The following is a 10458-nucleotide window of genomic DNA, read 5'->3' as shown; positions in this document are numbered from 1 at the left end:
CAGACGCGCCATCTGCGCATCACTCAACCAGAAGAGATCAGACATGTTCACCGCTCGATTTTCGAGCCGTGAATCACGCTGATACCGGGAAGTCAGTGGGTCCTGAACCTAGGTTATTGGCTAAGCTTCCTGCGGCACCACTATTTCTCTTTGAAAAATCAAAACCGGCCATATTACACTACCCCAAACTGTACATGATTGAATTGTCCGCGCGCCATTTCTGAAGGATCAATTGTTATCACCATTTGCCCGTTGTTGAACCCTATATCCTTATCGAAATCCAGAACCAGCAATGGGAACGACCCAGATCGAAACGCACCCTCTGGTGCATCAATAAAGAAGGTATCGGATAGGACTACAAAGCTGTGTGGCGCAAAAAAACGTGTGCGCCCCACCTCCCCGTCGTAGGCTCGCGTACGATCTGCTTCACTGTCCAGCTTGAGGCCACTCGGTGGAAAAAAAGCATCCTCCCCAATTTCCCAAAATTCTTCCAGGACAATCGGCCATTTTTGTATTGAGTTGTTCTATTTTTTTCGTAGTACCAGCTTATTTGATAAGGAAAACACTCTTCTTCAACAGGAAGCCCTTCTGGAACAGTCCTGGGCGGAACGTCCAACACATCTTCTTCCACATAGACGACCGCCGCGTTGTTTCCTTGCTCCCAACCATCCGAATAAACAGGATCGAAAAAGAAAAACAACGTACCGCTTCGCGGCATCTCGGGCAAGAAATTCGCCTGCGGCAAAGCGGCCAAATTGATTTGGCCAAGGAAATGCATTGGCACAGAAACGGCCCCGTCGTCTATCGTGTGTATCGGCCATTCATAGGTGTCAGGCAGTGTTGGCAGACCGCCAAGATAGCATCCTGGCGCCCCCTCATCCGTGTCAAGCGGCGTCTTGCGGAGCCAAATTCCAGCGATTTCCTGTTCTTCCATCACCCCTGCCCTTCCAATTCCAACCGCATCACTTCGCCGTCCAAAGCAATGCGGAACCGTTCCTCTTCTGAGGCACCAAACGTCTGCCCGTCTTCGAGCACCGGCCCGTTTTCCATCAGGTATTGCACTATCCCCACCAGCCGCGCGGCGACGTCTTCTATCGGCCAATCGACCGGGGTCATGGACAGTTTGTAGCCGGTCAGCGGATTCAACCCCTTGGTCTCTCCGCCGAATTTCTTGCTGTCCTGCGTGATCTGAATTGACACCCAGTACCGCGATGGAAACGCGGGCTCGTTGTCGTAGACCCTGATCAGAGGCGCAGTGAGGTCGGCAAACGTATCCCAACGTTCCGTGCGCATGCTGGACGCCCAGGTCACGGCCACGGGATCGCCCAATGCGCCCAGACGGTGCGCCAACAAATGCACTCCGGTCGCGGCCATCAGCGCCACCCCCATCTCCGCCGCGGGCAGGCGGCACACAACAAGGAGATGCGCCGTATGGCTGTCGAACGCTTCCGCGAGGGCTTCGTTTCCAGGACGGTCCAGTTCATGCGCGACGTCGGAACGGGGCACAGGTTGATCTGTGGCAAGAATGGCAAAAGCCTGATCGTCCAAGTGAATGGAGATCTTGTCACCGGCATCATCGAAATTGTGCAGGAACGGCAATGACCGAGGGGGCAGATCAGATACCAAGGCCTTGACATCCGCCTTTTCAAACCGAACGGGTTTGCGGAGCAAAACCACAGCTATGAACGCCGCTGTCATTTCGACACCGTTGCGACTGGATATCGGCAATAGCCTTCGCACCCTGCGACGACGCGACAATTCCATTCACGAAACACCGCGGGTCGTAAGACCCCCGCCACAATCGGCATAACTGTCCCCAAACAACTTATACTTGCTTCGACAACTTATTCTTGTTCGTTAACCATTTTTCAAGAGAGTTCTGACGCTATTGCGCGACAGGGGGTTTGGAGCGAAGGAACAGCCGGCCTCAAATATATTTCATAATGTCAATATGTTGAATGGCGCACGTCCGATTGACCTGAGCCATAGGTTTCAGGAACCCATCCAGCCAGTCTATGTGGTCTGTGAGATTTTTCGGGGGCGCAGGCGTTTAAACCCGCCCCGCGTTTCGTCAGCCGAAACACCGAGGGCTGAACACAAAACTCGCCTGGATGCAGAACAGCGCCGTGGAACTCGGGTTGGTTCGGCGCGAACGGCCAGATCTGCGGCTCAAGGAGGTTTCCTGCAAAAGGCCCGATTGGCGGGGCGCTGGCCGCCTGCCCCGTATAGACCTGAAGCCCGGGGTCCGCGGTCATCAGCTCGCACCAGATGTATGACCGCGTCGACGAAAACGCCGCCGCGATATAACCGCTTTCATTCAGGCAGAAGCTATGGTCCAGCTCTTCAAAATTACCACTAAAAAAACTATCGCTTTTTTTGAAATCGAACCGGCTCCCGGGCACAGCCGCGATTTCCCCCGTCGGAATGCAATCGTTGCCGCCGGGCCGGAGCTGATCGACTTTGACCCTCAAATAATAATCCCGCGTATCCGCCCCGCCATCGAAGTTGCAATATTTATGCGTCTTGAAATTGCACAGGGTCGGCGCATCGGTACTGGCCCTGCTCTCGGTGCGCAACCCATTGGCCTCGGTGAGTTCAAACCGAACCGAAACCTCCAGATTGCCAGCGTACCCTATATACCCATCCGGCAGCACGTCGGACAACACCACATGGGTCTTCGAATGCTCCGCCAGCGTTTAGTACCGAAACGGCGAGCGATCCGCGCCCCCCGTGCAGGTGATACTTGCCGTTTTCATTTCGGTCGGGGGAGAGGAGCCTGTCCCCGATCCGGGTGCGGCCCTCGTTGATACGGTTGGCAAACCGCCCGATGGCCACGCCAAGGTAGTTGGGGTTGCTTAGGTAGGGCCGAAGCTCCAAACGCCCGAGCGCAAGGCTGAAATCCGCTCCCGCCATCCTCAGATCCTGAAGCACCGCGCAAAACGTCAGGAATTGTGCCGCCATATCGCAATCCGAATCCGCCGAACCGACGTTCCGTCTGGCGCCTCGCCCTAAGTCTCGATCACGCCGCGACCTCCCGCAAAGCTTACCCACGGGTAAAGTCTTCTTTTGTCGCGCTTTTTGCAATCGCCTGATTGCGCCGGGTCACGTTCCGGCCCTTCGCTTTCCCACCGGGATCGCGTAACAACGGCTGTCGATAGCGCCCCGCGCTGGGTTCACGCGCAAGGATCCACCATGCCACCTTCCCTGCCCTCCTCCGCCAGAGGCGCCGCCCCCACGACTTGGAAAAAGCTGCTCAACCCTGAGCGCCTCAGGGACCGCAGCTACAAGCCCCCAACGCAGCAGCTCGATCTTCCTGCAAGATCACGACCGCATCGTCTTCTCCGCCCCTTCCAGCGCCTCGCCAACAAGACACAGGTGCAGCCGCTCTACGAGCATGGCCACGTGCAGCACCGGCTGATCCATTCCATCGAAGTGGACAGCGTGAGGCGGTCGCTGGCGATACGTATCGGCGACTGGCTTGTGGAGGAAGGCCACCTGCCCGACGACCTGCGCCGACAGTCCACCAAGTTCGAAGGCAATGCGCAGAGCTCCCACATTCTCACCCACCTTGAGATGTACCTCAACGAAGGCGGCGTGCGCCTCTTCTAAGCCACGCTCGGCGCCTTTACGAAATACCCGTGACCATCAAGCACCAGCAGGCGCTCACCAAGGGCGGCACAGAAATTGACTATGTCGGCCTCAAGAAATTCGGCATTTTTCCAGCGAGCTGTCCCTGTTCGAAGAAGCTGCGCAAAGCCTCGCCCTGCCCTGCCGCGCCGATGGCGCCATTCGTCTCTGGGCGCGTCATCCGCTGGTCTTCCTCGTAGAAGGTAACCGCGCCATTGGGACCGCCTGCCTGATCATGGGGCGATGTTCCAAGACACGTGTTTAACGACGTGTCTTATTCGGGGGTCATCGATGCGTGGCGAAATTCTTGGGGTGGAGCGGCGGCGTTTCTGGCGCGACGAGGACAAGCTCGAAATTGTCATGTCGGTTGGTGTTGGCGGGGCAACGGTGACGCAAGTGCCGCAGCGCCACGAGATTACGCGGCAACAGATTTACGCCTGGCGGCATGAGTTGAAGAAGAAAGGTTTGTGGTCGCCCGATGCCGGGGCGCTTTTCTACCAGTTGGATATTCCGGTTGCGTCCTGAGTGAACTGATGCGGTGGATGCCCCCACCAACGGCATCTCATATGCCATGATTGTTCCCTTGGAACCGAAAGGAGGGCACACCGATGACGACACATATCAGCATGCTGGCGATAGATCTTGCGAAGGGTAGCTTCCAGGTCTGCGCTGTCGGGCCGGAGGGGACGGTTCTATACAACCGAAGTTTGTCGCGGACGCGTCTGGCGACGCTTCTCGCCGACCAGCCGGCGTGCATCGTTGCGATGGAGGCCTGTGCCACTTCGCATCACTGGGGCCGGGTGGCACAACGGCACGGCCACGAAGTTCGGCTTGTCCCAGCGGCCTACGTGAAGCCGTTTGTAAAGCGTCAGAGTGAGGCGGGAATGCAAACAGCGTGGGGCGCTGTTTGCCCGCCGAACGACAAAGCGGACGCGGAGGCCATCGCGGAAGCGGCCTTGCGCCCGACCATGCGCTTCGTGGCGGTCAAGAGCGCCGAGACCCAGGGGCGCGCGGTCGCATTCCGGACGCATCAATGTCTGGTCCGGCAACGCACGCAGCTCACCAACGCGCTTCGAGGACATCCGCTGACCGACAGTGCATTGCCAAAGGCAATGTCACGAGAGGTTGGCCGAATTCGGCCTTGTGGCGCCGAAGGGACCCGCGAGCCTGAAGGTGCTGGAGAACGCGTTGAAAGACGAGGCCACGGACCTGCCATACCCGGTTCGGGAGATGGCAACAATTTCCCTTAGCCAAATCGCGCGGCTCACCGAGGTGATCGAACGGCTAGCGGACGAACTCGAGACGGCATCGAAGACAGATGCACAGCTGCGAAGATTGTGTACCATACCCGGGATCGGCCCGGTCACCGCTGGCGCGGTCTCGGCGTTCGCCCCGGACCTCGACACATTTGATAGCGGGCGAAACTTGTTCGTCGGGAAAACTGTCCCCCAGACAGTTTTCTGACCCTCCTTACCGTGGCTCGGCTTGGTCCCCCGGCAGAGGTCTACCGGGGGCAAGATCAAGCTGGGTTCGGTCAGCAAAATGGGCCAGACCGACATCCGCCGCCTTCTGATTGTTGGCGCGTCGTGCCGCAGGCACGCCTTTGGCGTGACGAGCGTGATCCGCTGGGTGGTTCGCAAGGGCGGCAGTGCGAACCGCTGGCTGGCCGCGCTGGTGGCGCGCAAGCCCAGGATGGTCGCGGCGTCGACCGTCGGGCTCGAACCGATGGCGCCGTCGCCGGTCGACCGTTGGCGAACAACCCTCTCGGGCCATGCCTTCGGCATGCCCTGCCGGGCAGTGAATGGCTCGCATGATCTGGGCCCTGACAACGAAGAAAGAGGATTATCGAATGGCGTGATCTGACCCCGAGCAGGGTCTGGACACGGCATGGCCGCAAGGCCGGGGTGAGCGATCGACGAGGAGTAGGCGACAAGGACTTCGAAGTTCAAGGCGGGAGATTCAGTCCCGGGGCTCGAGCGCTTGCAGCTCTCTGAACCGATGTGAACCCAGCCTTCCGAACAGCATGACCCACCCGTGGCGTCATGGAAGGCCACGCTCAGAGGCCTGACACACGTCCCTCCGGCCCGACAGCGCAGACCTGGAAGCTACCCTTCGCAAGATCTATCGCCAGCATGCTGATATCTGTCGTCATCGGTGTGCCCTCCTTTCGGTTCCAATGGAACCATCATGGCATATGAGATGCCATTGGTGGGGGCATCCACCGCATCAGTTCAGGATGTCGTAAGTCCGGCTTGCCCCTATTTAGACCGGTGCTGCGCGATGGATGGATGACTGCATTTCCAGAAACGGCCTGAAATATTGACCTAACTCTCCGACACTACTGCCACCAGGCTCAGGGCACCGGCAGCTATGAAGCAAGACGCCAATCAGGTCAGAGAGGTGAGATGGCCCGGGAAGAAATGGCCGCTCCGATCATCGCTCAGTACCTACTCACTGCGCCTTGCTGCGAAAGGGGAAAGGTCGGCGGTCCAAGGGACTGCCGACCTCGTCCTGCGGATCAGGCCGCTTCGGTGTCGGGGCGGCTGAAGTTGACCTCGCGCGTGACCTGCCAGCGTCCGTCCTCAAAGACGAAATCGATGCTGAGGTCGATGAGCATTTTCGGGCCGCCCACGGGGATCTTCCGTGAAATCAGGACATGGCCGCGATCCCCGTTCACAGTCAGACTGTGAATTTTCGACCACATGTGATCTTCGGGGATCTTGTCCTTGAACGCCTCCTTGATCATGGCCATGAAGCCTTGTTTCTCAAGTGTGACGAGGCGGCCGTCGATGCTGAGATCCATCACCACGATGTCGTTGTGATAGATCTTGTCCAGCTCTTCCATATTGGCGCTCGTGCCGTATTTCATTAGGTCCTGCACTTTGCTGTGCAGGGCTTCGTTGGTCTTCTCTGTCATCGTTGTCTCCGTTTTGATCAGGCATAGGTGCCGTTGACAGGCGCGGCTTTCATGGGGCCGCGACGAAACCCAATGCCCTTGGCGATCCAGGTCAGATCCGGGCGGGCAAAAGGCACGTTCGAGATGTCTGTGATTTGCAGGATGCGGTCTTCGTTCAGCACGAAGAGCCCGGGCTCGGCGAAGGGGGCCTCGACATCGGTGCCGTTTCGCGGGTCAGAAATGTAAAGCCCCAGCTGCTGCATCTGGGGCACAGTCAGCCCGTAGGCAACGCTGAACTGCGGCGCAACCTCGGCCATATGGGCAGTTGCGCGAGGCGCGCTATCGGCGGACACCGCCACGACATCTACACCAAGAGCGTTCAAATCTGGTAGCACGTCGTTGAGCTGTTGCAGATACCGGGTGCAGAGCGGGCAGTGCTTGCCGCGATAAACGACAATAAGCATCCAATCCAAGCTGCCGCCCGGCCTGGAAATGTCGCGCGGCTGAGCGCCGAGCATAGGGAGAGTGATCGCCGGAAAAGCCGATCCGGCGGCGAGTTTTCTACTGGTCAATTCAAGGGATCTCCTATATGTATTGATCGATACATAAGTCGCGAAAATCACTCGCGTCAAGGAGTTCTGTATTGACCGTTACAAAAAAGATGGGACGCCCCCGCTCTTTTGACTATGATCAGGCCTTGCTGAAGGCGATGGCCGTGTTCTGGGAGAAAGGCTATGATGGCGCCAGCATGCGGGATCTGACCAGTGCAATGGGGATCACCGGCCCGAGCCTTTATGCGGCCTTCGGCGACAAGCACGGTCTCTACCTCAAGACGATCGATCACTATTGCTCCTCGGACGCCTGTACACCTCTGGTCGTGCTAGAGCGCGAAGACGACATCGAGACAGCGCTTGGTGCCTTTTTAGCCGAGGTCATCCGATCGGCGTCAGAGCATGAAAGCGGCGCCAAAGGGTGTTTTCTGGCCTCTAGTGTCGTGACCTCGGTCGGTCAGGTGGACGGGGTGGCCGAACGGGTGGACGATGCGATTGCGGATACAGAGAAACGACTGACGGCGCGCTTTCAGCGCGAAATCGATAAAGGTAGCCTGCCCCCTACATTTCCCGCAAAAGAGCGGGCCGCGCTGCTATTCGATATTCGGCAGGGCTATATGTTTCGGGGGCGCGCGGGCTGGCCGCGTGATCGGATGCTGCAAGATGTCCCGGATCGGGTGGCCATGCTGCTTTCAACGTGACAGCCCGAAAACGGCAAATGCGTCACACGGGTCCACGTCACCACGATGCCGCTTGTTCGCTTCGGGCCCAATTTTCAGCACTTACTGAATAAACTGAAGAGCTGCTTTGACGTGCAACAGATCGCGGGGTTTATTCGCTGAAGTCTGAAGCAATCGAGTCCGGCTTAACGACAATGACTGTCGAGCTGATCGACACCCCGTCTTTTGACCATTCACTATGGTCATTGGCATTCAACGTGACGCTGACAGCATTTGCCCCCGTGACCAAAAAGCTAGAAGGGATGTGCATCCAATTCCCATACACGCGCGAGATCTTCTCGCCGTTTATGTAAAGATGCGCGTGTCCTTCGTTTGCCACGACATCCTTGTTGATCGCCGAAGGGGTGAAGGTAAAGTTCCGCGTTAGGATCTGGACGTTATATCCGTCCATCTCGTCCGGGAACACAAGATGCGTGATCGTTGGAACCGGCAGATCAGCGGCGACCTCCCGCAATGGATTGGTGTGGCCCATACCCGCGTCCATGATAGATTGCATATTCGCGCCAGTCGGGTTCTCCGCGCTGCAAATATCCTGCATCTGCACGGTTTCAAAGGCCACGCTTGCCGTATCCTGCGCGGCTTCCGGTTCAGCGTTTGTACCCAACCATGACAAGATCGCCATGGAGCAGGTAAACGCCATAAGCGCAACAAGAGCACCATACAGCAAGGTTCGCATGACGTCCTCTTATTGTGGAGGCGCGGGAAGCACGGACATCAGGTCATCAACGCTTATCCCAAGCGTTTCAGCGGCAGCTTCAAAGTCTGGGGGACCATCGCCCAGGGCCGCTGCCAATGCGTTTTGCGAGACGCCCAGTTGCTCGGCGGCTGCCGACAGGTCCGGTCCCCCACCGCCGCCACCGCGCATCTGAGCCATATCAACTTCGCCGTGGTAGCAATCTATCGTATAGGGGGCTTCGTCAGCGGTGAGATGGTAGTGGTAGATACCGTCTGGAAATTCCGGCGTTGGGCCAAAGTGACCGCCGCACTCATCCAGATCGGCATTCACCATGATCTCGCCGTCTTCACCTTGATTGGCATAAACCGGAAAGCCGTCTTGCAGGACGCCAATCATATAGGAATGCTCACCATCGACGTCGACTTCGGCGGTCAGGCAAACCGGAATGCCGTGGTAGTGATATGTTGTGCCATCGCCAAGGGGGTGGCCGTTGCATTCATCGACAAAGGCGGCATGGTCGTGAATAACATTGTCATCGAGCGCGACGATTGTGCGTTCCATGTCCTCGTAATCATTGAACAAACGCGCGCCGTTGATGGCGACACCGATCTGGCCCAGCGATGTGTCCGTCGGCGTCTCGCTATAAACTGGTAAAGTGGTGATCGTTGTGTCGATTGGCGACGCTTCGATGTCTGCAGCTTTCAAATCCCAGAATGTTGCATCCGGGTTTGTGCTGAACGGCATCATGCCCGGATCATCCGGAACCAAATAGACATCCGCAAGATAGGTGGACGGCAGGCCATCGGATTCATACCGGAACGTGTCGTCATCGTTGATGGTGATTGTCACGTTGTCCGACCATTTGGCCGCAGACACGGCCTGCGATGTGTCCGTTGTGACGGCATCCGCCGATTGCGCTGTCAGAATTGAACTGCTCAGAAAGAGAGCTCCGCACACGCCAACGGCGATCGCAATCGCGGTGGTGGTCAAAAGTTTGGTGTTCACGCGCATTCTGATTTCCCCGCATTTTTCTTTCCGTAGGCCACCTGTGTGCCGGTCATAGGACTTAAACGGATGGCAAACCGCTTTCCGTCGGGAGCCAGTCCTAAGACCAACATAGGACGATCCGCGCTCACATCGACTTTTACGTTAGGCTGTCATTCGCATCGCCCATGCGGGCCCAACTGCTGCAATGAATGTCCGTCCGAAGCGGACCTTCGCGAAAACCAAACATTGATCGCTTGGTCCGCTCAGCGGACCTGGAACACGACTAAAATTGAGCACCCGCAGCGAATGGCCGGTCTGGTGAAGCTGCAACGCGGCGCTTGATGTCGGGATGAAGGTCCGGTTTGGGCCGGGACCGCCATGTTTCCGGGTGTCTGGTAGCAACCTCGATAGTCTTCGGTTCAGCCTCCATCAGCTGGAGTCACCGGCAATTTACTCGACGCCTTCATCTCCTTCAGGGACAGGTTGGACCGGATGCTGGTCACGCCGGGCAGGCGGCGCAGCGTGCTGTCGACGAAGGCGCTGTAGTCGTCGAGGTCGCGCGCCACCACGATCAGCAGGAAATCATCCGCACCGGTGGTGTTGTGACAGGCGAGGATGTTCGGCGTCGTCTCGACGATACGCTGGAACTCGGCGGTGGCACGCTGGTCATGTTCGGAGCAGCGTAGTTGGACAAAGGCCATCACGCCGAGGCCCAGTTTGCGGCGGTTCAGGTTGGCCTGGTAGCCTTCGATGATGCCGCTTTCTTCCAGCCGTTTCAGCCGCCGCCAGCAGGGCGTCTCGCTCATCCCGAGGTGAAAGGCCAACTTGGCGTTGGTCATGCGACCGTCCTCCTGCAACAGGGTCAGAAGCTGGGCATTGACGGCGTCAATCTCTGGCATGGGGTGATTTCCTTCTCAAAGTGGCTCAACATGAGCAGAATCTTCCCTGAAGATCCGTGACAGAAGGAGGATTGGCAAAGGT

The 10458-nt window shown here is 57.8% G+C and carries 15 protein-coding genes and 1 pseudogene; 7 read left to right on the top strand and 9 right to left on the bottom strand.

Annotated features, from left to right (window positions below; translation table 11 throughout):
* Nucleotides 1-355: 355 nt before the first annotated feature.
* The 4 genes from ACN5AZ_RS18445 to ACN5AZ_RS18430 all read right to left on the bottom strand — a co-directional run bounded on the left by ACN5AZ_RS18445 (nucleotide 356) and on the right by ACN5AZ_RS18430 (nucleotide 2961).
* Nucleotides 356-934 carry a DUF1963 domain-containing protein gene (locus tag ACN5AZ_RS18445; protein WP_419430366.1) on the bottom strand — a complete coding sequence of 193 codons (579 nt, stop codon included), beginning with the start codon at nucleotides 932-934 and terminating at the stop codon, nucleotides 356-358.
* On the bottom strand, nucleotides 934-1698 hold the full coding sequence (locus ACN5AZ_RS18440) for a DUF4261 domain-containing protein (RefSeq protein WP_419430365.1): 765 nt from the start codon (nucleotides 1696-1698) through the stop codon (nucleotides 934-936). Before ACN5AZ_RS18440 ends, ACN5AZ_RS18445 begins: the two co-directional genes overlap by 1 nt.
* A 248-nt stretch (nucleotides 1699-1946) precedes the next feature.
* Nucleotides 1947-2693 (bottom strand): hypothetical protein, encoded by a 747-nt coding sequence (locus ACN5AZ_RS18435; RefSeq protein ID WP_419430367.1) that lies wholly within the window; start codon nucleotides 2691-2693, stop codon nucleotides 1947-1949.
* Nucleotides 2596-2961, bottom strand: a complete 366-nt coding sequence (locus tag ACN5AZ_RS18430) for a hypothetical protein (protein WP_419430364.1) — start codon at nucleotides 2959-2961, stop codon at nucleotides 2596-2598. The genes ACN5AZ_RS18435 and ACN5AZ_RS18430 overlap by 98 nt, the downstream gene beginning before the upstream one ends.
* Before the next feature lie 231 nt (nucleotides 2962-3192).
* Here ACN5AZ_RS18430 and ACN5AZ_RS18425 point away from each other — a divergent pair, with 231 nt between their 5' ends.
* From ACN5AZ_RS18425 to ACN5AZ_RS18400, 6 genes and pseudogenes are all read left to right on the top strand, one after another.
* Nucleotides 3193-3609 carry a hypothetical protein gene (locus tag ACN5AZ_RS18425; protein ID WP_419430363.1) on the top strand — a complete coding sequence of 139 codons (417 nt, stop codon included), beginning with the start codon at nucleotides 3193-3195 and terminating at the stop codon, nucleotides 3607-3609.
* A gap of 29 nt (nucleotides 3610-3638) precedes the next feature.
* Complete coding sequence (locus ACN5AZ_RS18420; protein WP_419430362.1) at nucleotides 3639-3827, top strand: hypothetical protein; 189 nt, start codon at nucleotides 3639-3641, stop codon at nucleotides 3825-3827.
* Nucleotides 3828-3918: 91 nt separating this feature from the next.
* On the top strand, nucleotides 3919-4152 hold the full coding sequence (locus tag ACN5AZ_RS18415) for a transposase (protein WP_419430361.1): 234 nt from the start codon (nucleotides 3919-3921) through the stop codon (nucleotides 4150-4152).
* Nucleotides 4153-4235: 83 nt separating this feature from the next.
* On the top strand, nucleotides 4236-4877 hold the full coding sequence (locus ACN5AZ_RS18410; RefSeq protein WP_419430360.1) for an IS110 family transposase: 642 nt from the start codon (nucleotides 4236-4238) through the stop codon (nucleotides 4875-4877).
* Nucleotides 4858-5157: pseudogene (locus ACN5AZ_RS18405) on the top strand (transposase); the annotation flags it as partial. The gene ACN5AZ_RS18410 and the pseudogene ACN5AZ_RS18405, both read left to right, overlap by 20 nt.
* A 12-nt stretch (nucleotides 5158-5169) precedes the next feature.
* A complete protein-coding gene (locus tag ACN5AZ_RS18400; RefSeq protein WP_419430368.1) occupies nucleotides 5170-5490 on the top strand; it encodes a hypothetical protein in 321 nt (106 codons plus the stop codon).
* Nucleotides 5491-6145: 655 nt separating this feature from the next.
* On the opposite strand, the gene ACN5AZ_RS18395 is transcribed toward ACN5AZ_RS18400, so the two are convergent.
* Both ACN5AZ_RS18395 and ACN5AZ_RS18390 read right to left on the bottom strand, forming a co-directional pair.
* Nucleotides 6146-6544 (bottom strand): nuclear transport factor 2 family protein, encoded by a 399-nt coding sequence (locus tag ACN5AZ_RS18395; protein WP_419430359.1) that lies wholly within the window; start codon nucleotides 6542-6544, stop codon nucleotides 6146-6148.
* 17 nt (nucleotides 6545-6561) lie between these two features.
* Nucleotides 6562-7095, bottom strand: a complete 534-nt coding sequence (locus tag ACN5AZ_RS18390) for a redoxin domain-containing protein (RefSeq protein ID WP_419430358.1) — start codon at nucleotides 7093-7095, stop codon at nucleotides 6562-6564.
* 71 nt (nucleotides 7096-7166) lie between these two features.
* Here ACN5AZ_RS18390 and ACN5AZ_RS18385 point away from each other — a divergent pair, with 71 nt between their 5' ends.
* A complete protein-coding gene (locus ACN5AZ_RS18385; RefSeq protein ID WP_419430357.1) occupies nucleotides 7167-7775 on the top strand; it encodes a TetR/AcrR family transcriptional regulator in 609 nt (202 codons plus the stop codon).
* A 130-nt stretch (nucleotides 7776-7905) separates the two neighbouring features.
* On the opposite strand, the gene ACN5AZ_RS18380 is transcribed toward ACN5AZ_RS18385, so the two are convergent.
* The 3 genes from ACN5AZ_RS18380 to ACN5AZ_RS18370 all read right to left on the bottom strand — a co-directional run bounded on the left by ACN5AZ_RS18380 (nucleotide 7906) and on the right by ACN5AZ_RS18370 (nucleotide 10376).
* Nucleotides 7906-8490, bottom strand: coding sequence for a hypothetical protein (locus ACN5AZ_RS18380; protein ID WP_419430356.1), 585 nt, complete (start codon nucleotides 8488-8490; stop codon nucleotides 7906-7908).
* Between the two features lie 9 nt (nucleotides 8491-8499).
* Nucleotides 8500-9501, bottom strand: coding sequence for a YHYH protein (locus ACN5AZ_RS18375; protein WP_419430355.1), 1002 nt, complete (start codon nucleotides 9499-9501; stop codon nucleotides 8500-8502).
* 395 nt (nucleotides 9502-9896) lie between these two features.
* Nucleotides 9897-10376: an Lrp/AsnC family transcriptional regulator gene (locus ACN5AZ_RS18370; RefSeq protein ID WP_419430354.1), complete on the bottom strand. Its 480-nt coding sequence runs from the start codon at nucleotides 10374-10376 to the stop codon at nucleotides 9897-9899.
* Between the last annotated feature and the right edge of the window lie 82 nt (nucleotides 10377-10458).

The sequence above is a fragment of the Sagittula sp. SSi028 genome (genome assembly GCF_048553715.1).
In the GTDB taxonomy this organism is placed as follows: Bacteria; Pseudomonadota; Alphaproteobacteria; order Rhodobacterales; family Rhodobacteraceae; genus Sagittula.
Note: the sequence above shows the minus strand (reverse complement) of the source record. Positions and strands in the feature narration are given on the sequence as shown.

What these genes read in the sequence shown, in the direction of transcription:
- ACN5AZ_RS18445 (WP_419430366.1), bottom strand. Translation starts at nt 934, where the DNA reads ATGGAAGAACAGGAAATCGCTGGAATTTGGCTCCGCAAGACGCCGCTT.
- ACN5AZ_RS18440 (WP_419430365.1), bottom strand. Translation starts at nt 1,698, where the DNA reads ATGACAGCGGCGTTCATAGCTGTGGTTTTGCTCCGCAAACCCGTTCGG.
- ACN5AZ_RS18430 (WP_419430364.1), bottom strand. Translation starts at nt 2,961, where the DNA reads ATGGCGGCACAATTCCTGACGTTTTGCGCGGTGCTTCAGGATCTGAGG.
- ACN5AZ_RS18425 (WP_419430363.1), top strand. Translation starts at nt 3,193, where the DNA reads ATGCCACCTTCCCTGCCCTCCTCCGCCAGAGGCGCCGCCCCCACGACT.
- ACN5AZ_RS18415 (WP_419430361.1), top strand. Translation starts at nt 3,919, where the DNA reads ATGCGTGGCGAAATTCTTGGGGTGGAGCGGCGGCGTTTCTGGCGCGAC.
- ACN5AZ_RS18410 (WP_419430360.1), top strand. Translation starts at nt 4,236, where the DNA reads ATGACGACACATATCAGCATGCTGGCGATAGATCTTGCGAAGGGTAGC.
- ACN5AZ_RS18400 (WP_419430368.1), top strand. Translation starts at nt 5,170, where the DNA reads ATGGGCCAGACCGACATCCGCCGCCTTCTGATTGTTGGCGCGTCGTGC.
- ACN5AZ_RS18395 (WP_419430359.1), bottom strand. Translation starts at nt 6,544, where the DNA reads ATGACAGAGAAGACCAACGAAGCCCTGCACAGCAAAGTGCAGGACCTA.
- ACN5AZ_RS18380 (WP_419430356.1), bottom strand. Translation starts at nt 8,490, where the DNA reads ATGCGAACCTTGCTGTATGGTGCTCTTGTTGCGCTTATGGCGTTTACC.
- ACN5AZ_RS18375 (WP_419430355.1), bottom strand. Translation starts at nt 9,501, where the DNA reads ATGCGCGTGAACACCAAACTTTTGACCACCACCGCGATTGCGATCGCC.
- ACN5AZ_RS18370 (WP_419430354.1), bottom strand. Translation starts at nt 10,376, where the DNA reads ATGCCAGAGATTGACGCCGTCAATGCCCAGCTTCTGACCCTGTTGCAG.